The organism is Streptomyces sp. SID5910 (assembly GCF_009862125.1).
In the GTDB taxonomy this organism is placed as follows: Bacteria; Actinomycetota; Actinomycetes; order Streptomycetales; family Streptomycetaceae; genus Streptomyces.
The window spans coordinates 1-21,390 of the sequence record NZ_WWHX01000632.1 but is presented as its reverse complement, the minus strand read 5'-3'; the positions used below and the strand labels follow the sequence as shown (position 1 = coordinate 21,390).

The 21,390-nt window shown below is 71.6% G+C and carries 18 protein-coding genes; 15 read left to right on the top strand and 3 right to left on the bottom strand.

Translation table 11 applies throughout. The features are described from left to right. Positions 1-127 precede the first annotated feature (127 nt). The 12 genes from GTW67_RS22220 to GTW67_RS22165 all read left to right on the top strand — a co-directional run bounded on the left by GTW67_RS22220 (position 128) and on the right by GTW67_RS22165 (position 15,613). Positions 128-1,348 (top strand): histidine kinase, encoded by a 1,221-nt coding sequence (locus GTW67_RS22220; RefSeq protein ID WP_161166566.1) that lies wholly within the window; start codon positions 128-130, stop codon positions 1,346-1,348. Beyond that, positions 1,345-2,031 (top strand): response regulator, encoded by a 687-nt coding sequence (locus tag GTW67_RS22215; RefSeq protein WP_161166565.1) that lies wholly within the window; start codon positions 1,345-1,347, stop codon positions 2,029-2,031. The genes GTW67_RS22220 and GTW67_RS22215 overlap by 4 nt, the downstream gene beginning before the upstream one ends. Positions 2,032-2,184: 153 nt before the next feature. Beyond that, entirely contained in the window at positions 2,185-5,337 is a 3,153-nt protein-coding gene (locus GTW67_RS22210; protein ID WP_161166564.1) for an efflux RND transporter permease subunit, read from the top strand. A gap of 258 nt (positions 5,338-5,595) precedes the next feature. Beyond that, positions 5,596-6,831, top strand: a complete 1,236-nt coding sequence (locus GTW67_RS22205) for a cytochrome P450 (protein WP_161166563.1) — start codon at positions 5,596-5,598, stop codon at positions 6,829-6,831. A gap of 129 nt (positions 6,832-6,960) precedes the next feature. Next, a complete protein-coding gene (locus GTW67_RS22200; RefSeq protein WP_161166562.1) occupies positions 6,961-8,280 on the top strand; it encodes a cytochrome P450 in 1,320 nt (439 codons plus the stop codon). Further along, on the top strand, positions 8,277-9,344 hold the full coding sequence (locus GTW67_RS22195; protein WP_161166561.1) for a polyprenyl synthetase family protein: 1,068 nt from the start codon (positions 8,277-8,279) through the stop codon (positions 9,342-9,344). Before GTW67_RS22200 ends, GTW67_RS22195 begins: the two co-directional genes overlap by 4 nt. An 8-nt stretch (positions 9,345-9,352) precedes the next feature. Next, on the top strand, positions 9,353-10,444 hold the full coding sequence (locus GTW67_RS22190; protein WP_161166560.1) for a terpene synthase family protein: 1,092 nt from the start codon (positions 9,353-9,355) through the stop codon (positions 10,442-10,444). Beyond that, positions 10,441-11,805, top strand: coding sequence for a cytochrome P450 (locus tag GTW67_RS22185; protein WP_161166559.1), 1,365 nt, complete (start codon positions 10,441-10,443; stop codon positions 11,803-11,805). The genes GTW67_RS22190 and GTW67_RS22185 overlap by 4 nt, the downstream gene beginning before the upstream one ends. After that, entirely contained in the window at positions 11,802-12,035 is a 234-nt protein-coding gene (locus GTW67_RS22180; RefSeq protein WP_524539811.1) for a ferredoxin, read from the top strand. Before GTW67_RS22185 ends, GTW67_RS22180 begins: the two co-directional genes overlap by 4 nt. Before the next feature lie 241 nt (positions 12,036-12,276). Beyond that, positions 12,277-12,939, top strand: a complete 663-nt coding sequence (locus GTW67_RS38375) for a LuxR C-terminal-related transcriptional regulator (protein ID WP_161166558.1) — start codon at positions 12,277-12,279, stop codon at positions 12,937-12,939. 230 nt (positions 12,940-13,169) lie between these two features. After that, complete coding sequence (locus tag GTW67_RS22170) at positions 13,170-14,411, top strand: phthiocerol/phthiodiolone dimycocerosyl transferase family protein (protein ID WP_161166557.1); 1,242 nt, start codon at positions 13,170-13,172, stop codon at positions 14,409-14,411. After that, positions 14,408-15,613: a cytochrome P450 gene (locus GTW67_RS22165; protein ID WP_161166556.1), complete on the top strand. Its 1,206-nt coding sequence runs from the start codon at positions 14,408-14,410 to the stop codon at positions 15,611-15,613. The genes GTW67_RS22170 and GTW67_RS22165 overlap by 4 nt, the downstream gene beginning before the upstream one ends. A 17-nt stretch (positions 15,614-15,630) precedes the next feature. Here GTW67_RS22165 and GTW67_RS22160 read toward each other — a convergent pair whose 3' ends face one another. Beyond that, positions 15,631-16,386 carry an SDR family NAD(P)-dependent oxidoreductase gene (locus tag GTW67_RS22160; RefSeq protein WP_161166555.1) on the bottom strand — a complete coding sequence of 252 codons (756 nt, stop codon included), beginning with the start codon at positions 16,384-16,386 and terminating at the stop codon, positions 15,631-15,633. Here GTW67_RS22160 and GTW67_RS22155 point away from each other — a divergent pair. Continuing rightward, positions 16,385-17,554, top strand: coding sequence for a 3-oxoacyl-ACP synthase III family protein (locus GTW67_RS22155; RefSeq protein WP_346010716.1), 1,170 nt, complete (start codon positions 16,385-16,387; stop codon positions 17,552-17,554). The two genes, GTW67_RS22160 and GTW67_RS22155, sit on opposite strands and share 2 nt — an antisense overlap. After that, positions 17,551-18,339 (top strand): SDR family oxidoreductase, encoded by a 789-nt coding sequence (locus GTW67_RS22150; protein ID WP_161166553.1) that lies wholly within the window; start codon positions 17,551-17,553, stop codon positions 18,337-18,339. Before GTW67_RS22155 ends, GTW67_RS22150 begins: the two co-directional genes overlap by 4 nt. Positions 18,340-18,430: 91 nt before the next feature. Here GTW67_RS22150 and nadA read toward each other — a convergent pair whose 3' ends face one another. Then, positions 18,431-19,615 carry a quinolinate synthase NadA gene (gene nadA, locus GTW67_RS22145; RefSeq protein ID WP_161166552.1) on the bottom strand — a complete coding sequence of 395 codons (1,185 nt, stop codon included), beginning with the start codon at positions 19,613-19,615 and terminating at the stop codon, positions 18,431-18,433. Positions 19,616-19,866: 251 nt separating this feature from the next. On the opposite strand from nadA, the gene GTW67_RS22140 reads away from it, so the two are divergent. Further along, entirely contained in the window at positions 19,867-20,223 is a 357-nt protein-coding gene (locus GTW67_RS22140) for an iron-sulfur cluster assembly accessory protein (protein WP_133888361.1), read from the top strand. Positions 20,224-20,303: 80 nt separating this feature from the next. On the opposite strand, the gene GTW67_RS22135 is transcribed toward GTW67_RS22140, so the two are convergent. Then, the coding region (locus tag GTW67_RS22135; protein WP_161166551.1) for a hypothetical protein at positions 20,304-21,390 on the bottom strand (1,087 nt) is incomplete at its 5' end.

Below are 21,390 nucleotides of genomic sequence, written 5' to 3'. Positions count from 1 at the left end.
CCGTCCGGCGTTTGAGGACGAGGCCGTTCAGGCCGAAGCGGGGGTCCGGGGGCGCAGCCCCCGGGACGCCCACGGGAACGCCGGGCACCCTCCGAAGAGACGCCCGCTCCAGCTACCGTAAACACGCGTGAGCACCTTCGCGCGAGCCCGACGCCGCCTCGCCGCGCACCCCCTCGCCCTGGACGCCGCCCTCGCCGCGGCCGTCCTCGTCTGCATGGTCGCCGGATCCTTCGCCGACCCCCACGGCCCCGACGGCGTCACCTGGGGCGTCCGCACCCCCGACCCCTTCAGCCTGCTGCTCATGGTGCTCGGCGCCGCCGCGCTCGTCCTGCGCCGCCGCGCCCCGCTGCCGGTGCTCGCCTTCACCGGCTGCCTCTCGATCGTCGAGTGCGTCACCGGCGACCCCCGCGCCCCGGTCGTGATGTCCGCCGTCGTCGCCCTCTACACCGTCGCCGCCACCACCGACCGCTCCACCACCTGGCGGGTCGGCGCGCTCACCATGACCGTGCTGACCGGCGCCGCCATGCTGGCCGGCCCCCTGCCCTGGTACGCGCAGGACAACCTCGCCGTCTTCGCCTGGACCGGCATCGGCGCCACCGCCGGGGACGCCGTGCGCAGCCGCCGCGCCTTCGTGCGGGCCATCCGGGAACGCGCCGAGAAGGCCGAGCGGACCCGCGAGGAGGAGGCCCGCCGCCGCGTCGCCGAGGAGCGGCTGCGCATCGCCCGGGACCTGCACGACGTCGTCGCCCACCACATCGCCCTCGTCAACGTCCAGGCCGGCGTCGCCGCCCACGTCATGGACAAGCGGCCCGACCAGGCCAAGGAGGCCCTGGCCCACGTACGGGAGGCCAGCCGGTCCGCGCTGAACGAGCTGCGTGCCACCGTCGGTCTGCTCCGCCAGTCCGACGACCCCAAGGCCCCCACCGAACCGGCTCCCGGCCTGCACCGGCTCGACGAACTCGTCGCCACCTTCCACCACGCCGGCCTGCACGTCGAGGTGGCCCGCGCCGATCAGGGCACCACCCTGCCCACCGCCGTCGACCTGGCCGCGTACCGGATCATCCAGGAGGCCCTGACGAACGTGCAGAAGCACGCCGGGCCGCAGGCGAAGGCCGAGGTCAGCATCGTCCGGGTGGGGCCGCACATCGAGGTCACCGTCCTCGACGACGGCGCCGGCGGGACGCGGGCCCCCGCGGGCGGCGGCGGTCACGGGCTGCTCGGCATGCGGGAGCGCGTCACCGCCGTGCGCGGCACCCTCACCACCGGTCCCCGCTACGGGGGCGGTTTCCGGGTCCATGCGATCCTTCCCGTCAGAAACCGTGACGACGCCGCGAAGGATGCCGAATGACGATCCGTGTCCTGCTCGCCGACGACCAGGCACTGCTGCGCAGCGCCTTCCGGGTGCTCGTCGACTCCGAGCCCGACATGGAGGTGGTGGGGGAGGCGTCCGACGGCGCGGAGGCGGCCCGGCTGGCCGCCGAGCACCGGCCCGACGTGGTGCTGATGGACATCCGGATGCCCGGCACGGACGGCCTCGCCGCCACCCGCACGATCAGCGCCGACCCGTCCCTCGCCCAGGTCCGCGTGGTCATACTGACCACCTTCGAGGTCGACGACTACGTCGTGCAGTCGCTGCGCGCCGGCGCCTCCGGCTTCCTCGGCAAGGGCTCGGAGCCGGAGGAGCTGCTGAGCGCGATCCGCGTCGCGGCCGGCGGCGAGGCGCTGCTGTCCCCGGCCGCCACCAAGGGGCTCATCGCCCGCTTCCTCGCCCAGGGGGACGGCGCGGACGACGCCGACCGCGATCCGGCGCGGGCCGAGAAGCTGGCCTCGCTGACCGTGCGGGAGCGCGAGGTGCTGACGCAGGTGGCCGGCGGGCACTCCAACGACGAGATCGCCGAGCGGCTGGAGGTCAGCCCGCTCACCGTGAAGACCCACGTCAACCGGGCGATGGCCAAGCTGGGCGCCCGCGACCGGGCCCAACTGGTGGTCATCGCGTACGAGTCCGGGCTGGTACGTCCAAGGGTGGAGTGATCCCCACCCGGCCGTACTGCGGCGGGAGTATGCGCCGGATAAGGAAATGGACCTGGGGCCTAGGGAACCGGGGCCTTCCATGGCTCAGGGTGTTGAGTGGGCGCTCACATGTTGCCCTTCCTCCGCTCGGCCACAGAAGAGAGACCCTGATCCATGTCCTGGCTGTCGAGATTCAGCCTCGCGCAACGGGCCCTGATAGGCCTGATGTCGATCGTCGCGCTCGTCTTCGGCGCGATCGCCATCCCCCAGCTCAAGCAGCAGCTGCTGCCCACGATCGAACTGCCCATGGTGTCCGTGCTTGCGCCCTACCAGGGTGCTTCGCCCGACGTGGTCGAGAAGCAGGTCGTCGAGCCGATCGAGGACAGCCTCGAAGCGGTCGACGGCGTCTCGGGCGTCACCTCCACGGCCAGCGAGGGCAACGCCGTGATCATGGCGTCCTTCGACTACGGCAACGGCACCCAGCAGCTCGTCGCCGACGTGCAGCAGGCCGTCAACCGGGCCCGCGCCCAGCTCCCGGACGACGTGGACCCGCAGGTCATCTCCGGCTCGACGGACGACATCCCCACCGTCGTCCTCGCCGTCACCTCGGGCAAGGACCAGCAGGCGCTGGCCGACCAGCTCGACAAGACGGTCGTGACGGAGCTGAAGGGCATCGACGGGGTCGCCCAGGTCGTCGTCGACGGCGTGCGGGACCTCCAGGTCACCGTCACCCCCGACCAGGCGAAGCTCGCGAAGGCCGGCGTGAGCCCCATGGCCCTCACCCAGTCCCTCCAGGCGGGCGGCGCGACCGTCCCGGCCGGGTCCTTCGACGAGGGCGGCGCCAACCGCACCGTCCAGGTCGGCGGCGGCTTCACCTCGCTGGAGCAGATCCAGAACCTGATGGTGACCGGCGAGGGCGTGCAGAAGCCCGTGCGCCTCGGCGACGTCGCCACCGTGAAGCAGGAGGAGGCCAAGGCCGACTCCCTCACCCGCACCAACGGCAAGCCGTCCCTCTCCGTCGCCGTCACCATGGACCACGACGGCAGCGCGGTCGCCATCTCGAACGCCGTCGAAGACAAGCTGCCCGGCCTGCGCGAGCAGCTCGGCTCCGGCGCGACCCTGACCGTCGTCAGCGACCAGGGCCCGGCGGTGTCGCAGGCCATCGAGGGCCTGACCACCGAGGGCGCCCTCGGACTGCTCTTCGCCGTCCTCGTCATCCTGGTCTTCCTGGCGTCGATCCGCTCCACCCTGGTCACCGCGGTCTCCATCCCGCTGTCGGTGGTGCTGGCGCTGATCGTGCTGTGGACGCGCGACCTGTCGCTGAACATGCTGACGCTGGGCGCGCTCACCATCGCCATCGGCCGGGTCGTGGACGACTCGATCGTGGTCCTGGAGAACATCAAGCGGCACCTCGGCTACGGCGAGGAGCGCCACGAGGCCATCCTCAGGGCCGTCCGCGAGGTCGCCGGGGCGGTCACCTCGTCGACGCTCACCACGGTCGCCGTGTTCCTGCCGATCGGTCTGGTCGGCGGCATGGTCGGCGAGCTGTTCGGCTCCTTCAGCCTCACCGTCACCGCCGCGCTGCTGGCGTCCCTGCTGGTGTCGCTGACGGTCGTCCCGGTGCTGTCGTACTGGTTCCTGCGCCCGCCGAAGGGCACCCCGGAGGACGCCGAGGAGGCCCGCCGCCTGGCCGAGGAGAAGGAGGCGAAGAGCCGCCTCCAGCGTCTCTACGTCCCGATCCTGCGCTTCGCCACCCGCCGCCGCCTGACCAGCGTGGCCATCGCGGTCGTCGTGCTCGTCGGCACGTTCGGCATGGCGCCGCTGCTGAAGACCAACTTCTTCGACCAGGGCGACCAGAAGGTCCTCAGCATCAAGCAGGAGCTGAAGCCCGGCACCAGCCTCGGCGCGACCGACGTCCAGGCCGCGAAGGTCGAGAAGCTGCTCGGCGAGACCGAGGGCGTCAAGGACTACCAGGTCACCGTCGGCTCGTCCGGCTTCATGGCCGCCTTCGGCGGCGGCACGGACACCAACCAGGCCTCGTACCAGCTGATGCTGGAGGACTCGGCGGACGCCGAGGACGTCCAGGACCACATCGAGGACGGGCTCGCGAAGCTCGACGGCATCGGCACCACCACGGTCGCCGCCGGTGACGGCTTCGGCAGCCAGGACCTGAGCGTCGTCGTCAAGGCGGCCGACGCGCAGGTGCTCCGCGAGGCCGCCGAGGAGGTCCGCAAGGCGGTCGCCGGGCTCGACGACGTCACCGACGTCACCAGCGACCTGGCGCAGAGCGTGCCGCGCATCTCGGTCAAGGCCAACGCCAAGGCCGCCGAGGCCGGGTTCACCGACCAGACGCTCGGCGCGGCCGTCGCCCAGGCGGTGCGCGGCACCCCGGCCGCCAAGGCGGTCCTGGACGACACCGAGCGCGACGTCGTCATCAGGTCGGCCCAGCCCGCCGCGACCATGGCCCAGCTGAAGGCCCTCAACCTCGGCACGGCCAAGCTCGGCGACATCGCCACCGTGCAGCTGGTGGACGGGCCCGTGTCGATGACCCGGATCGACGGGCAGCGCGCGGCGACGATCACCGCCAAGCCGACCGGCGACAACACCGGCGCGGTGGGCACGGCCCTCCAGTCGAAGATCGACGGTCTCGACCTGCCGGCCGGCGCCACGGCCGAGATCGGCGGCGTCACCGCCGACCAGGACGACGCGTTCAAGAACCTCGGCCTGGCCATGCTCGCGGCGATCGCGATCGTGTTCATGCTGCTGGTCGGCACCTTCCGGTCGCTGGCCCAGCCGCTGATCCTGCTGGTGTCGATCCCGTTCGCGGCGACCGGCGCGATCGGCCTGCTGCTCGCCACGGGCACCCCGATGGGCGTCCCGGCGATGATCGGCATGCTGATGCTGATCGGCATCGTGGTCACCAACGCGATCGTGCTGATCGACCTGATCAACCAGTACCGCAAGCAGGGCCACGGCGTCGTGGAGGCCGTGATCGAGGGCGGCCGGCACCGGCTGCGGCCCATCCTCATGACGGCCCTGGCGACGATCTTCGCCCTGCTGCCGATGGCGCTGGGCGTCACCGGCGAGGGCGGCTTCATCGCCCAGCCGCTCGCGGTGGTCGTGATCGGCGGTCTGATCACGTCGACGCTGCTGACCCTGCTGCTCGTCCCGACGCTCTACGCGATGCTGGAGCTGCGCAAGGAGCGGCGCGCGAGGAAGCGGGCGGCGAAGCGCGGTGAGGCGCCCTCGCCGGCGGCGTCCTCCGACGCCTCCGACGCCTCCGACGCCTCCGACGACGAGCAGGAGCCGGAGCTCGCCCCGCGCTGATCGTCCGCCGCACCACCCACACCGGGCACCCGTCGCGTACGGGTGCCCGGTGTGCTGTTCGGGGCAGGGTGCCTCCACCTGGTCCGGCGACCAGGGAAGCGCGCTTCCTCGCCTTCGGCCGGGCAGGTGGAACCTGGCCTCTCGGCGGAAGACACCCCCGGAGCCGGTCGGTGATCCTGAGACCCGATCATGCGGACAGGATCCCGCCGCCCGCCGGCGGCCGGTCCACCGCCTCGCAGCAGGAGGCCAGCGCTCCCGATGTCGTCCGACACTTCCGCGGCAGAACTCTTCGACCCGATGTCCCCCGAGTACACCGCCTGCCCCTACGCGGCGTTCGCCCGCGCACGGAAGGCGGAGCCGGTCGTCCACCAGGCCGCGCTGGACGAATGGATCGTCACGGGACGTGCCGAGATCGAGGCCGTGCAACGGGACCACGGGGACTTCACCAGCCGCTACAACCTCGACGGTTCGTACCCCTTCTGCCCGGAGGCGAAGGAGATCCTGGACGACTCGCTGTTCTTCCGGGTCGCCCTCTACAACGTCGATCCGCCGGCCCACACCCGGTTCCGCAACCTGGTCAGCGAGTTCTTCTCCCCGCGCGTCCTGCGGCGCCGCGAGGCCTCGATCCGGGAGATAGCGGCCCGGCTCGCCGCCGGCCTCGCCCGGAAGGACGGGTTCGACCTCCTCCAGGAGTTCGCCTACCCGCTCCCCATGACGGTGATCTGCGACATCATCGGCATCCCGGAGGAGGACCGCGCCACGGTCAAGGCGTGGAACAACGACTGGCTCGCCCTCCAGGTCGTCCCGCTCCCCCCGGAGCAGCAGGTGCACTGCGCCGGCAACGTGGTCACCTACGAGCAGTACGTGCTCGGCCTGCTGGAGAGCCGCCGCGCCGAGCCGGCCGACGACCTGCTGACCGAGCTGGTGCGGGCCGCCGACGCGGACGACCCGGTCTGCACGGTCGAGGACGCCGTGGTCGCGTTGCGCGTGATGATCGCGGCAGGGCACGAGACCACCACCAACCTGATCTCCAACGCCGTCCACCAGCTGCTGCGGGAACGCGAGCGGTGGGAGGCGGTCGTCAAGGACCCGGGCCTGGCCGGCGCCGCCGTGGAGGAGACCCTGCGCTTCGACTCCTCGGTGCAGGGCGCCCCCCGGGTCGCCACCCGCGCCCTGCGCGTCGGTGACACGGAGGTCCCCGAAGGGGCCCGGCTGCGGGTGATGTTCGCGGCCGCGGGACGCGACCCCGAGTGGGTCGAGGACCCCGAGACCTTCCGGCTCGACCGCCAGGGGCCGCCCCGGCACCTGGGGTTCGGGCACGGCATCCACTTCTGCGTCGGTGCCGCCCTCGCCCGGCTGGAGGCCGGCATCGCCCTGGAGACGCTGGTGGCGACCTTCCCCGGGCTGCGTCTCGCCGACGGCTTCGAGCCGCGGTACCTGCCGGGCGGCTTCGTCTTCCGGGGCCTCGCCGAGCTGCCGGTCACCTGGTCCTGACCCGGCGCCCGGTTCCGGCCCGGCGGCCGGAACCGACCGGGCCGCGCCGCATCGTCCATCCGCCGCCCCACCCCACTCGGAGGCAAGACAACCATGGCTCTCGCGACCGCCGCACCGTCCGTTCCTCCCATGCCGGGACGCATTCCGCTCGCGGGCCACGCCGTGCAGATGTTCCGCAACCCGCTGCGGTTCTTCCAGAGCGTGAGTGAACAGGGCGGCCTGGTACGGATCTGGCTCGGCACCAAGCAGGCGTACGTGGTCAGCGACCACGACATGCTGTACGACATCCTCGTCCGCAAGGCCAAGTCCTTCGAGAAGGGCATGCAGTTCGACCAGGCCCGTCCGCTGCTCGGCAACGGGATCCTGCTGTCGGAGGGCGACTTCCACCGCAGGCAGCGCCTGCTGATGCAGCCGGCCTTCCACCACGAGAAGATCGGCACCTACGTCGACGTCATGCGCGAGTCCGCCACCGACGTCTTCGGCACCTGGCGCGACGGCCAGCGCGTCGGCATGTACAGCATGTTCTACGAACTGGCCGTCCGCATCGTCATCAAGGCGCTGTTCTCCACGGACATGGTGGAGCAGGACGTCGCCGAGGTGTTCAAGTCGATGCCGATCGTCATCTCCGGCGTCGAGAAGCGCGCGGCCATCCCCCCGGCCCTGCTGGACCGCATCCCCACCCAGTCCAGCCGCGAGTTCCACAGCGCCATCGGCCGGCTCTACTCGATGGGGCGCCGCATCATCGCCGACTATCGGGCCAAGGGCGCCTCGGACCAGGTCGACGACCTGATGACGCTGCTGTTCGCGGCGCAGGCCGGCGGCAACAAGGAGATGACGGACAAGCAGATCCAGGACGAGTTCATGACGCTCCTGACGGCGGGGTCCGAGACCACGCCGAGCGCCATGAGCTGGACCTGCATGCTGCTCGGCCGCCACCCCGAGGTGCAGCGCCGGATGCAGGAGGAGGTCGACAAGGTGGTCGGCGACCGCCCCGTCGAGGCCGGCGACCTGCGCGACCTGGACTACACCCGGCGTGTGATCCAGGAGGCGCTGCGGATGTATCCGCCGGTGTGGGCCCTGGGCCGCAAGTGCGTCCAGGACACGGAGCTCGGCGGTCACCTGATCCCGGCCGGCACCGAGGTCCTCTACTCCATCTACGCGGTCCACCACGACCCGAAGACGTACGACAACCCCGAGGCGTTCGACCCCGACCGCTGGCTGCCCGAGCGGGCCAAGCAGGTGCCGCGCAGCGCGTTCATGCCGTTCGGCGCGGGCGTGCGCAACTGCATCGGCGAGTCCTTCTCCTGGTTCGAGACGCAGACCGTCCTCGCCACGCTGATGCAGCAGTGGTCGGTGCAGCCGATCAGCGGCGAGCCGGTGAAGCCGATCGCCATGGGCGCCCTGGTCCCCGGGGAGCTGCCCATGAAGGTCGTCAGGCGCGTCAAGTGACCGTCACCGACGCGCTGACGGAGAGCGCGGCGGTCACCGCGCGGGTCAACGGGAGCCTCGACGCCTTCCTGCGGGAGCGGCTCGCCGGGGAGTCCGACCCGGCGGCCCGTACGGCGCTGGCGCTGCTGCGTGACTTCACGCTCGACGGGGGCAAGCGGATCCGTCCGCTGTTCTGCTACTGGGGCTGGCGCGGCGCCGGCGGGTCCCCGGACGACCCCGAGGTCGTCACCGTGGCCGCGGCGCTGGAGCTCTTCCACACCGCGGCCCTCATTCACGACGACATCATCGACAACAGCGACCTGCGGCGCGGCCGGCCCACCGTCCACCTGTCCCTGGACAAGTGGCACGCCGAGCAGGACTGGGCGGGCGAGAGCCGGACGTTCGGGCAGAGCGGCGCGCTGCTCGTCGGGGACGCCTGTCTGATCTGGTCGGAGGAGCTGTTCCACAACAGCCCGCTGGTCACCCGGCGCGCGGACGCCCGGCGGCTGTTCGCCCGCCTGCGCCAGTCGGCGGTCTACGGCGAGTATCTCGACCTGGTCGGCGAGACCCGCTGCGGCCACCTCGACGACGCGCTGAAGATCATCCGGCACAAGACGGCGAGCTACACCGTCCGCTACCCCCTCCAGATCGGCGGCGCCCTCGCCGACGCGGACGACGAACTGCTGGCGGCGTACGACACGTTCGGGCTGCTGCTGGGCGAGGCGTTCCAGCTGCGCGACGACCTGATCGGGCTGTTCGGGGCGTCCGAGCTGACCGGCAAGGAGCCCTCGGACGACGCCCGGCAGGGCAAGCCGACCGCCCTGATCGCCGTGGCCCGCGAGCGCGCCGACGAGGGGCAGCGCGCGCGTCTCGACCTGCTCTACGGGAACGAGCGGCTGGACCTGGACGGCCTCGCCGAACTGCGGGACGTGGTGCGGGCGACCGGGGCCACGGCCGTAGTCGAGCGGATGATCCGCGAGCGGCACGCCGGCGCGGTCCGCGCCCTGCGCGGAGCCCGCGTGGAGCCCTCCGCGCTGACCGAGCTGGAGGCGCTGGCGGCGACCTCCGTGCACCGTGAAAGGTGAGTGACTCCATGTCGACCATTCCCAAGCCGTTCTCGTACGGCACGGAGATCTATCTGCCCGAGTTCCCCTACCTGCTGCCCGCGTGCAGCCACCCGCGCACCGACGACATCCGCGCGGAGTCGGACGCCTGGGTCAAGGAGGCCATGGGGTTCGCGATGACGGACCCGCGGGAGATGGAACTGCTCCTGGAGGAGACCGCCTCCCTGTGGACCTGCCTGGTGCTGCCGACGGCCCGCGAGGACCGGCTGCGCCACCTGTGCAAGTACACCGAGTACCTGTCGGTGTTCGACAACGCGATGGTGGACCGCGCGAAGATCGGCAAGGATCCGGCGGCGGCCCAGGAGACGTTCCGCCGGGTCGCGGGCATCCTCGACGACCAGGCCGACGGCGCCGACTTCGCGTGGGGCTCGGTGCTGCACGGGCTGTGGAAGGACATGCGCGCGGACATGCCGCCCGCGGTGTGGGACCGGTTCATGGGGGAGGTCCGCCGCTTCCTCTCCGGCTGCGTCCACGAGATCACCTCCCGTTCCGAGGACCGGGTGTTCGACTACGAGACGTACATCGAGGTCCGCAAGGACAGCGTGGGCATGGGCATGTACTTCGTGCTCGGCGAGTACGGACTGGGCATCGACCTGACCGAGGACCTGCGGCGCCATCCGGAGCTGCGCGAGCTCGTCGACACGGCCCTGGTCCACATCATGCTGACCAACGACATGTTCTCGTTCCGCGCCGAGGCGATGATGGACGACTACGTCAACGCCCTGTCGGTGCTGCGGCTGAGCGAGGGGCTCGGGCTCCAGGAGGCCGTGGACCGGCTGTTCGCGCTGGTCGACGGCAAGCGGGCCGAGTTCATGGCGCGGCGGGCCGCCATCGAGGCGGGCGAGCTGGGCCGGCGCGAGGACATCCGCGCCTATCTGGACGCGCTGTGGCACATGATGGCCGGCAACCTCCAGTGGTCGTACCTGACGTCCCGGTACAACGGCCCGGGCCACCGGTGGAACGGGGTGCGCTCGGGCGTGCTGACGCTGCACCGGGACCGCACCGTCTTCAGCGACCGCGCGTACTGCGCGCTGCCGCGGGCCGAGGAGGTCCCCGCGTGAGCACGTCCTACACGACGGCGCCGGGGCGGGTGCCGGGGCTGGGCCACGCGCTGGCGCTGATGCGCGGGCCGCTGGGGTTCCTGACCTCGCTGCGCTCCCACGGCGACCTGGTGCGCGTCGACCTCGGCCCCATGCCCTCCCTGTTCGTGACCTCGCCGCCGCTGATCCACACCCTGCTCACGGACCGCAAGGACCTGCTGGACAAGGGCCGGTTCTACGACAAGGTCCGGCCGCTGACGGGCAACGGCGTGATCCACGCCTACGGCGACGAGCACCGCCGCCAGCAGGCCATGATCAAGCCCTCCTTCCACCGGGACGAGATCACCCGCTACGTCGAGGTGATGCGCGAGGTCACGGAGGAGAAGACGGCAGGCTGGCGGTCGGGCGGGCAGATCCCGGTGGACAAGGCCATGCGGGACATCACGTTCAACATCCTGGCCCGCACCATGTTCGGCTCGGTCGTCGACCGCGCGGCCCACGAGGAGCTGGCGGGCATCCTGCCCGTCGTCCTGGAGGCCATCATGTGGCGCACCGTCTCGCCCGGCGACCTGCTGGAGAAGCTGCCGCTGCCCATGAACCGCCGGTTCGACAAGGCCTTCGCCGAACTCCGCGACGCCATCAGCCGCGTCATGCTGGCCTACCGGCGGGGCGCGGCGGAACCCGGCCGGGCCGGCATGCTCGCGATGCTGCTCGCGGCCCGGGACGAGGAGACCGGGAAGGGGATGACCGACGAGGAGCTCTGCAACCAGATCGTGTCGGTCACCATGGCCGGTTCGGAGACCGCCGCCACCGCCATGGCCTGGCTGTTCTACGAACTCGCCCGCCACCCGGAGATCGAGGAGCGGGTGCGCGCGGAGACCGAGGAGGTCGTCGGCGACCGGGACTTCACGATGGCCGACGTCGGCAACCTGCCCTACAGCCGCCGGGTCCTCCAGGAGCTGATGCGGGTGCGGCAGCCGATCCTCGTCATCTCGCGGCGGGCCGTACGGGACTTCCCCCTCGGCAGCGGGCACGTCAAGGCCGGCACCGAGCTGTTCTACAGCCCCTACGCCGTGCACCGGGACCCCGAACTCTTCCCCGACCCGCTGCGCTTCGACCCGGACCGCTGGCTGGAACGGCCGGCCGCCGGTCTGCCGAAGGGCGCGTACACCCCCTTCGGGGCGGGGCCCCGGCACTGCATCGGCGAGCAGTTCGCCTGGGCGATGATGCACGTGGTGCTGGGCATGATCGTCCGCCGCTGGCGGCTGACGCTGCCCGACGGGGTCTCGGTGCGGGAGATGCCGTGGGCGACGGTCAACCCCAACCACATGCCGATGACGGCGAGCGCGGTCCGGCCCCGGAAGCCGGTGGCGTGCCCGTGAGCCTGCGCATCACGGTGGACACCGAGCGCTGCTGCGGCGCGGGCATGTGCGCGTTGAGCGCTCCGGACGTGTTCGACCAGCGGGACGGCGACGGGACGGTGGTATTGATGACGCAATTCGCGCCACCTGGCCGAGAGCTTTCGGTAAGGACCGCCTCGGAGAACTGCCCGTGCGGCGCCATTTCCGTGATGACCACGGTAAAGACCGGGTACGGGGACGGGAAAGACTGACGGAGGATCCCCTCGTGAGCGCGGCGGAAGCCGGGCCGGTGGCCGGAACTCTCTTGTGGGGGCACCGGCGTTCGATTAGCCTGCCCGTGGTTACGGGGGCGCCACTCAGTGGTTCACATTTCGACGAAAGGTTCCTTACGCCTCCCGCGGACGCTACTGAAGAGTAACGATAACGGGGTAGGGGAGCGCATTGCCGGTCGGCCTCACGCACAACGCTTCGTTCGATTCTCTAGCTGACACGGTGCGGGTGGTCGTCTGCGACCACCACCCGCACGCCAGATTCGGCGTACGGACGCTGCTCTCCCAGGACTCCGGCATCACCGTGCTGGCCGAGGCGGCGGACGAACGGCAGGCGGTGAAGCGGGTCGTGGAGCACCGGCCCGACGTCGTCCTGCTGGAGGCCGGCCTGGCCGAAGCCGTCCACGAACTGGCCAGGGCGGTCCACCACGCCCCGCTCGTCGTGGTCTACGGCATCGAGACGGTGACGCCCGAGCGCCTGGCCGATCTGGTCCGGGGCAACGTGTCCGGGGTCGTCCACCGGGACGCGGCCAACGACGAGCTGGTCCACGTGGTGCACGCGGTCGTGTCGGGCGGCGGCTACGCCTCGCCCGAGCTCACCGGCTGCATGCTCCAGGCCATCCGGGCCGGCTACGCGACCCCGGGCGTGGACCACCACCTGCGGGACCGGCTCACCGAGCGGGAGAACGTCGTCCTGAACCTGCTGTGCCAGGGCCTGTCCAACAAGGCCATCGCGGCGGCCCTGTCCGTCACCGAGAAGACCGTCAAGTTCCACGTCTCCAACGTGCTGTCCAAGTCGGGCGTCAGCACCAGGACCCAGCTGATCGCGGCCCTGGGCTCCTTCTCCGCCCCCTACGGGCACCCCCTCGGGCGCCGCAGCGCCTGACGCCGCCGGCACTCCCGCCGTGGCCGGTCGTCACCTGGTCCATGGTCCAGGACCGAGGGCGACCGGCCTCGCCGGGAGGCGGGCCGGGGACCTGGTTCTTAGGCCGAAGACACCCCGTCGGCGTGCGGAAATACTGGTTCCGCGCGGCCGGTGAGAGTTTCCCTGCTTTCTTTCGAAAAGGGCCGGGCGTGCGGTAAGGCTCGAATTGACGCGACGGGAATGAGTGCTTGATGTCGAGGCTGCGGTATCTGGATCCCAGCGAGGCCTATCACGCATTTGTCGACTGGTCGGGTTCCTATTCCCTGGCCATTGACGGCGCCGTCGACACGGACCTGCTGATACGCGCCTTCGAGGCACTGTGCGACGCCGTTCCGCTGCTGGCCGGAAGCCTCGGCCGGGACGAGAAGGGCTATTTCTTCCGTCTCCCGCCCGGACAGCGCCCCGAGATCACCGTCCGGGAGGTCCCGGACGCCGACGAGGAGCGGGAATCGGCCTATCTGGCGGAGATGGCACGCCCGCTGGACTCCGGCCGCGGGCTGTGCCGGCTCGTCCTGGTGCGCGGCCCGCACACCGCGCACGTCATCCTGGTGCTGCACCACAGCATGATCGACGGACGCGGCGGCGTCACCCTGCTGGAGAAGCTCTGCCGCAACTACACCGCCCTCGCCGAGCACCGAACTCCGCCCTACGCCGCTCCCGCGGCCCCCGCCCAGCTGTCCGCCGAGACCCTGCTGAAGACCCGCGGCCGGGCCGGCGCCGACGGACCCGCCGTGGACCGGGCGGCCCTGCGCGCGGCGCTGGCCGCCGCGCCGTCCCCGCCACCGCTGCGCGTGGTCCCCCAACGCCTGCGGCTCGACGCCCGGGAGACCTCCGCGCTGCGCGCGTCGCTGCGGACCGACGGATGCTCCGTGCACGCCTTCGTGGCGGGCGCGGCGACCGTGGCCGTACGCGAGGGGCGGCCCGAGCCGGGCACGGCCGACCTGGTCTGCGGCTGCCCGGTGGACCTGCGGAGCCGGACCGAACCGCCGGTGACCGTCGAGGAGTCCACCAACTTCGTCAGCGGCGTGGAGACATCGGTCCCGGTGCCCCGCGGCGCCGACCCGACCGAGGTCGGCCGCGTCGTCAAGGAGCGGCTCGACAAGGCCATCGACAGCGGCGAGGCGGAGCGCGCCATCCTCCAGGCCGGCCAGTTCGCGGCCGCCGAACCCGTCTCCGTCGACCTGGTCGTGACCAACCTCGGCCCGCTGCCCGAGTTCACCTCGCCCGCCGGCCTGCGCGTGACGGACTTCCGCGGCTACACCACGACCACCATGCACGGCCTGCTGCTGTTCGTCGTGACCTCCTACGGCGACCGGCTCAGCATCGAGATCACCTCGCCCGAGGGGCTGCTCTCCGCCGAGGAGCGCACGGCCCTCGCGGACCGCACCGCGGAGTTGCTCCGCGCCCGCACCACGAACCAGGAGCGCGCATGACCGAGCAGGGAGCCAGGGCCCCACGTATCCCGACGGAGCGAGTCCACCCGCTGGACCCCCCGCCGGAGCTGTCCGAGATGCGCTCGCGCTGCCCCGTGGCCCCGCTGACCTACGCGGACGGCCACGAGGGATGGATCGTCACCCGGCACGAGTTCGCCCGCCAGGTGCTGTCCGACCCGCGGTTCAGCTCCGACCCGCGCATCCGGCACTCGGCGGTGCACGACGTCCTGGGCGACGGGCAGCCGCCCGAGGAGGACGTGCCGGGCATGTTCGTCGGCATGGACCCCCCGGAGCACACCAAGTACCGCCGGCTGCTCACCGGCGAGCTGAGCACCCGGCGCATGCGCGAGATGGAACCGAAGATCGCCGCGGTCGCGCACGAGCTGGTCGACCGGATGCAGGCGGACGGCGCGACCGGCGCCGACCTCGTCACCGGGTTCGCCATGCCGCTGCCGTCCCGCGTCATCTGCGACCTGCTGGGAATCCAGTACGACGACTGGAAGGAAATCCAGCCGGTCTCCGAGAAGATGCTCCGCATCGACTCCTCCGCCGACGAGGTGAAGGAGTGCTACCGCGTCATCTTCGAATTCCTCGCGAACGTCGTCGCGGTGAAAAGGAAAGACCCGGCCGACGACCTGCTGAGCGGCCTCGTGCAGTCGGCCGAACTCAGCGACGTGGAATTGACCAGCGTGGCCTTCCAGCTTTTCACCGCGGGCCACGAGACGACCGCCAACATGTTCTCGCTGGGCACCTACACCCTGCTGACCCACCCCGGCCAGCTCGCCGCCCTGCGCGCCGACGCGTCACTGATGAGCGGCGCCGTCGAGGAGCTTCTGCGCTACCTGACCGTCATCCAGTTCGGCATCTCGCGCGGCGCCAAGGAGGACGTGGAGCTCGGCGGACGGACGGTGCGGGCCGGGCAGACGGTCACCGTGTCGCTGCCCGCCGCCAACCGGGACCCCGACCGCTTCGAGGACGCGGACCGCTTCGACGTCGCCCGCGTGCCCTCCGGCAACGTCGCCTTCGGCTTCGGCGTGCACCAGTGCGTGGCCCAGCAGCTGGCCCGGGCCGAGCTGCGGATCGGCTTCCAGGTGCTGCTCGACCGGTTGCCGCACCTGCGCCTGGCGGTGCCGGCCGAGCAGGTGCCGATGCGGGACGGGGCCATCGTGTACGGGTGCCAGGAACTGCCGGTGGCGTGGTAGCCGCCGGGGCGCCGCGCTCAGCGGGACGGCAGCCGCAGGCCGCCGTCCAGCCGGACGGTCTCACCGTTGATCATGCGGTTGGCGAGGATGTGCACCACCAGCTCGGCGAACTCCTCCGCCCGGCCCCACCTGCGCGGATGCGGTACGACACCGGCCAGCGCGGCCCTCTTGTCCTCGGTCAGCACCTCGGCCGCCGGGGTGTCGAACAGCCCCGGGGCCACGGTCACCACCCGGATCAGGACCCCGCCGAGATCCCTGGCCAGCGGCAGGGTCATGCCCGCCACCCCGGCCTTGGAGGCGGCGTAGGCGGCCTGCCCGGTCTGACCGTCGAAGGCCGCTATGGAGGCGGTGTTGACGATGACACCCCGCTCCCCGTCCACCGGCTCGTTGCCGGCCATCAGCTCGGCGGCCAGCCGCACCACGTTGAAGGTGCCCACGAGGTTCGTCTCGACCACGTCGGCGAACTCCTTGAGCGAGTGCGGGCCCGAGCGGCCCACGGCCCGCGCCGCGTGCGCCCGGCCGGCGCAGTTCACCACGGCCCGCAGCACCCCGCGCTCGGCCGAGGTCTCCACGGCCCGCTGGACGTCGCCCTCCGAGGCCACGTCACCGGCCACGAAGACGGCCTCGGGACCCAGCCGCCGCAGGGCCCGCTCGCCCCGCTCCCGGGAGCGTCCGAGCAGGACCGGCCGCACGCCGTCGGCGAGCAGCCGCTCGGCGGTCGCGAGACCCAGACCCGAGGTTCCACCGGTGACAAGAGCGACGGGACGAGGCATGGCAGGCCTTTCCTCGGAAGAAAGCGGAAAACCGCGGCAGGGGCGATCCCATAGTGGTCGAACGGCCCGAATACGGCAAGCATTTCTCGGGACTGCCCACGATGTCGCAAATGACGTAAGGAGTGTGCGGACGGTGCGGAATTCGTCTCCGATGCCCGTGGGAATTCGGTCGATAGGGCGTTACGTTCCCGATCTGGAAGTGTCGAACGCGGATGTCGTCGCCCGCTTCGACACCAGCGACGAATGGATCCGGGAAAAGCTGGGAATTCACACGCGCCGGGTCGCCCGGCCCGGCCAGCTGACCTCCGACCTGGCCGTCGAGGCGCTCCGGGACGCCTGCACGCGCGCCGACGTCGACCCCGGGACCATCGACCTGGTCATCTGCTGCACCGGCACCCCCGACCATATGCTCCCGGCCATGGCGGCGGCCGTGCTGCGCAAGGCCGGGCTGTACGACATCCGGGGCTTCGACGTGAACGCCGGAGGCTGCGCGGGCGGGGTGTTCGCCCTGGACGTGGGCGTGAAGTACATCCGCTCCGGGGACTACCACCGGGTCGCCGTCGTCATCGCCGACACGGTCGCCCAGTGCCTGGACCCCGAGGACCGCACGGGACACGCCATCTTCGGTGACGGCGCCGGCTGCTACCTGCTGGAGGCGTGCCGCGAGGGCAGCGGCATCGGCCCCACGCTGATGCGCACCAAACCGGAGCTGTACGACGTCGCCTTCACGGAGCGTCAGGACCCGCCCGGCTCCCTGCCCAACCGCTTCAGCGGGCCCAACTACATGCGCATGGACGGCCGGGGCGTGCGCGACTTCGCCCTGGACGTCGTGCCCGACTTCGCGGAGCAGGTGGTCAAGGCGGCCGGCACCACGCTGGACGACGTCGACCTCATCGTCACCCACCAGGCCAACCCGACCCTGCTGCGCCGGATGGTCCGCGAGCTGGGCCAGCCGGAGTCCAAGGCCGTCGTGGTGGCGGACCGTTTCGGCAACACCAGCGGCTCCAGCGTGATCCTCGCCCTCGTGGACGCCCTGGACACCGGCCGGCTGCACCCGGGCGACGACGTCCTCCTGGTGTCGTTCGGCTCCGGCATGAGCTACGGCGGGACCGTGCTGCGCTGGTGCGCGCCGGAGGACTTCGGCGCCGGACTGGCGGGGGCGGCATGACCCGGCCGGAGGCGGACGCGGCGCCCGAGGTCAGCGTCGTCACCGGGGCGTCCCGGGGCATCGGGCGGGCGGTGGCGGTCACGCTCGCCCGGCGCGGCGGCCATGTGGTGATCAACTACAAGCGGGACGAGGACGCGGCCCGGAGCGCGCTGGAGGAGGTCGAGAAGGCCGGCGGCGAGGGCAGCCTGTACCGCGCGGACGTGGAGGACCCCGAGGCGGTGGCGGGACTGTTCGACTCCGTCGCGCGCCGGCACGGGCGCCTCGACCATCTGGTGGCCAACGCCGCGGCGGGCCCCGCGAAGAGCGTCGACGAGGTGGAGCTGCGCCATCTCGCCCGCAGCCACGCCATGAACTCCCAGTCCTTCGTGGTCGCCGCCCAGCACGCCGTCCGTTTGATGGACCGGAGCGGCCGGATCGTGGCGGTCTCCTCGCTCGCCGCCGGACGCGCCATGCCCGGCTACGCCGCCATCGGGGCGCAGAAGGCGGCGCTGGAGGCGTGGGTGCGCTACTTCGCGGCCGAGCTGGCACCCCGGGGCGTCAATGTGAACGCGGTGACCGGGGGGATGATCCGTACGGACTCCCTGGCCCACTATCTCGGCGCCACGGGTCTGACGGACGGGGACATCGTGCCGCACATCCCCAAGGGCCGGGCCGGCTCACCGCAGGAGGTGGCCGACGCCGTGGACTTCCTGCTGTCGCCCGCCGCCGAGTACGTCACCGGCCACAACCTGGTGGTCGACGGCGGACTGAGCATCTCCGCGCCCTTCTGCGGCCACCCCGCCTGAAGGGCATCCTGAAGGGCCCCCGGAGGGTCCTGGGGGACCCCGGAGGACGAGAGAGCGAGTCCGGGCCGGCGGACCGGCCCGGACGGCGCGGCTACGGCAGCGCCAGCATCCGCTCCAGCGCGAGCTTCGCGAACGCCTCGGTCTCCTTGTCGACCTCGATCCGGTTGACCAGGGTGCCCTCGGCGAGGGACTCCAGCGTCCAGACCAGGTGCGGCAGGTCGATGCGGTTCATCGTCGAGCAGAAGCAGACCGTCTTGTCGAGGAAGACGATCTCCTTGCCCTCGGGGGCGAAACGGTTCGCCAGCCGGCGGACCAGGTTCAGCTCGGTGCCGATCGCCCACTTGGAACCGGCCGGGGCCGCCTCCAGCGCCTTGATGATGTACTCCGTCGAGCCGACGTGGTCCGCCGCGGCCACGACCTCGTGCCGGCACTCGGGGTGCACCAGGACGTTCACGCCCGGGATGCGCTCGCGCACGTCGTTCACCGAGTCCAGGCTGAAGCGGCCGTGCACCGAGCAGTGCCCGCGCCACAGGATCATCTTCGCGGCGCGCAGCTCCTCGGCCGTCAGCCCGCCGTTCGGCTTGTGCGGGTTGTAGAGGACGCAGTCCTCCAGGGACATGCCCATGTCCCGCACGGCGGTGTTGCGGCCCAGGTGCTGGTCGGGCAGGAACAGCACCTTCTCACCCTGCTCGAAGGCCCAGTCCAGGGCGCGCTGGGCGTTGGAGGAGGTGCAGATGGTGCCGCCGTGCTTGCCGGTGAACGCCTTGATGTCCGCGGAGGAGTTCATGTACGAGACGGGCACGACCTGCTCGGCGATCCCGGCCTCGGTCAGCACGTCCCAGCACTCGGCGACCTGCTCGGCCGTCGCCATGTCGGCCATGGAGCAGCCGGCCGCGAGGTCGGGCAGGACCACCTTCTGGTCGTCGGAGGTCAGGATGTCCGCCGACTCCGCCATGAAGTGGACGCCGCAGAAGACGATGTACTCGGCCTCGGGGCGCGCGGCGGCGTCCCGGGCCAGCTTGAAGGAGTCGCCCGTGACATCCGCGAACTGGATGACCTCGTCGCGCTGGTAGTGGTGACCGAGGACGAAGACCTTGTCCCCGAGCTTCTCCTTGGCCGCGCGGGCGCGGGCGACCAGGTCCGGGTCGGAGGGCGAGGGCAGGTCGCCGGGGCACTCCACGCCGCGCTCGCTCCTCGGGTCGGCCTCGCGGCCGAGCAGCAACAGGGCGAGGGGCGTCGGCTGCACGTCGAGCTCCTGGGGCTGGGCGGTGGTCACGACACGCACCCTTTCTACTTTTCGTCTAACTGACGCTATATATCATAACCGGTTCACGTCACTTTGACGATGCCCATCATGTCGATGTGACGTGAATCCCGGTCCCCGAGCCGCTGTCCGCGCTCCGGGGCATGTGCGAGCATGAAGAGAAGGCCGAGGAGCAGACCACGGGTCCGTCCTGGAATGAATCCGCGGCCCCGTCGGTTGGAACCGTCGGCAAGCAGTCTCCGTACAACCCGGGAGAGATGTAGATGTCCGTATCGGACGAGACCACCACCGTCACCGACGGCATCATCCTGACCGACGCCGCCGCGGCCAAGGTCAAGGCCCTGCTCGACCAGGAAGGCCGTGAGGACCTGGCGCTGCGCGTCGCCGTCCAGCCCGGCGGCTGCTCCGGCCTGCGCTACCAGCTCTTCTTCGACGAGCGTTCGCTCGACGGCGACGTCGTGAAGGACTTCGGCGGGGTCAAGGTCACCACCGACCGCATGAGCGCCCCGTACCTGGGCGGCGCCACCATCGACTTCGTGGACACGATCGAGAAGCAGGGCTTCACGATCGACAACCCGAACGCGACGGGCTCCTGCGCCTGCGGCGACTCCTTCAGCTGAGCCGCGCGACACCGTACGAAGGGCGGCGGCCCGGGGACACTCCCCGGGCCGCCGCCCTTTTTCCGCCCCGCCCGCGGGTGTCAGCGGGCACTGGACGGCGCCGGCAGCCGCGCGCCCGGCTTGAACAGCGGGATGTCCTTGCCGTCCGTCCCCACGACCTTCCGGTTCCCCAGCGGCTCGTCGAGCGTCACGGTCCGCACGAACTCCTTGGCGATCATGATGCAGACCTGGTCGGGCTGCGAGGTCGCGGTCACCGTGACCGTCACCCGCCCCCCGTCCTCCTTCGCCGTCGCGTCGTAGTCGGAGCACACCCCGCCGCTGAAGTGCACGGTCAGCTCGGTGCCCTCGGCCGTCCAGCCGCTCACCGGCACGTCGTGGGACGACGTCGACCCGTCGGAGGGGGAGGGGGACGGGGCGGGGGAGGCCAGGTACTTCGGGTCGACCGCCGGGTACGTCACCGTGAAGGCGTCCTCGGCGCCCGGCGCCCGCACCTCGAACAGCCAGGACGGCACCAGCGTCTGCCGCCCCCGCACCGGATGCGCGGCCAGCCCGAACACAGCGTCCCGCACCGTGATCGTCTGCCGGTCCTTCTGCTGCGGCTTCTCCGGCTTCCCGGGTGCGCCCGTCGCCGTCGACGGGTCGCACGGCGCCTGCTCGGTGCCCTCCTCCAGCGGCACCGGCCCCGCGCAGCCGCCGACGCCGGCCCGGGCGCCGTCACCCGGCGAGTTCAGCAGCGCCAGCGCCTCCTCGGCCTTCAGGACCGGGTACGTGTCCCCCTTGACCGGCGCCGTCAGCTGTCCGCTGCCGCCGACGACCTCGCCCGACGCGCCGACGACCACGCCGGTCGTCCAGCCGTACGTCGGCAGCCCGCCGACCTCGGGCTCGGCGTTCACGGCCCGCCGGGCGCCCATGACCTGGCTCGCGTCCAGCTTGGCGTCGTCCTGGCCCAGCGCCTTCAGCACCGGCGCCGCCGCCTTCTTCGCGGCCGCCTCGCTCACCGGCGTCCCGTCGGCGGACGGCGCCTTGCACGCGGGGCCCTTCTTGCAGTTGTCGGTGCCGGGCGTGTAGAGCTGGAACGTCCAGCTCCCCGGCGCCTGCCGGTCCACCGTGAGCAGCGGCCCCGCCCCGCCCTTGCCGTTCCCGGCCTTCCACGCCTCCCCCTGGAGC

Bases quoted from the DNA above. Each gene is read 5' to 3' on its own strand.
- GTW67_RS22210 (WP_161166564.1), top strand. From the start codon at position 2,185: ATGTCCTGGCTGTCGAGATTCAGCCTCGCGCAACGGGCCCTGATAGGC.
- GTW67_RS22150 (WP_161166553.1), top strand. From the start codon at position 17,551: ATGACCCGGCCGGAGGCGGACGCGGCGCCCGAGGTCAGCGTCGTCACC.
- GTW67_RS22205 (WP_161166563.1), top strand. From the start codon at position 5,596: ATGTCGTCCGACACTTCCGCGGCAGAACTCTTCGACCCGATGTCCCCC.
- GTW67_RS22190 (WP_161166560.1), top strand. From the start codon at position 9,353: ATGTCGACCATTCCCAAGCCGTTCTCGTACGGCACGGAGATCTATCTG.
- GTW67_RS22140 (WP_133888361.1), top strand. From the start codon at position 19,867: ATGTCCGTATCGGACGAGACCACCACCGTCACCGACGGCATCATCCTG.
- GTW67_RS22200 (WP_161166562.1), top strand. From the start codon at position 6,961: ATGCCGGGACGCATTCCGCTCGCGGGCCACGCCGTGCAGATGTTCCGC.
- GTW67_RS22165 (WP_161166556.1), top strand. From the start codon at position 14,408: ATGACCGAGCAGGGAGCCAGGGCCCCACGTATCCCGACGGAGCGAGTC.
- GTW67_RS22170 (WP_161166557.1), top strand. From the start codon at position 13,170: ATGTCGAGGCTGCGGTATCTGGATCCCAGCGAGGCCTATCACGCATTT.
- GTW67_RS22160 (WP_161166555.1), bottom strand. From the start codon at position 16,386: ATGCCTCGTCCCGTCGCTCTTGTCACCGGTGGAACCTCGGGTCTGGGT.
- GTW67_RS22155 (WP_346010716.1), top strand. From the start codon at position 16,385: ATGGCAGGCCTTTCCTCGGAAGAAAGCGGAAAACCGCGGCAGGGGCGA.
- GTW67_RS22215 (WP_161166565.1), top strand. From the start codon at position 1,345: ATGACGATCCGTGTCCTGCTCGCCGACGACCAGGCACTGCTGCGCAGC.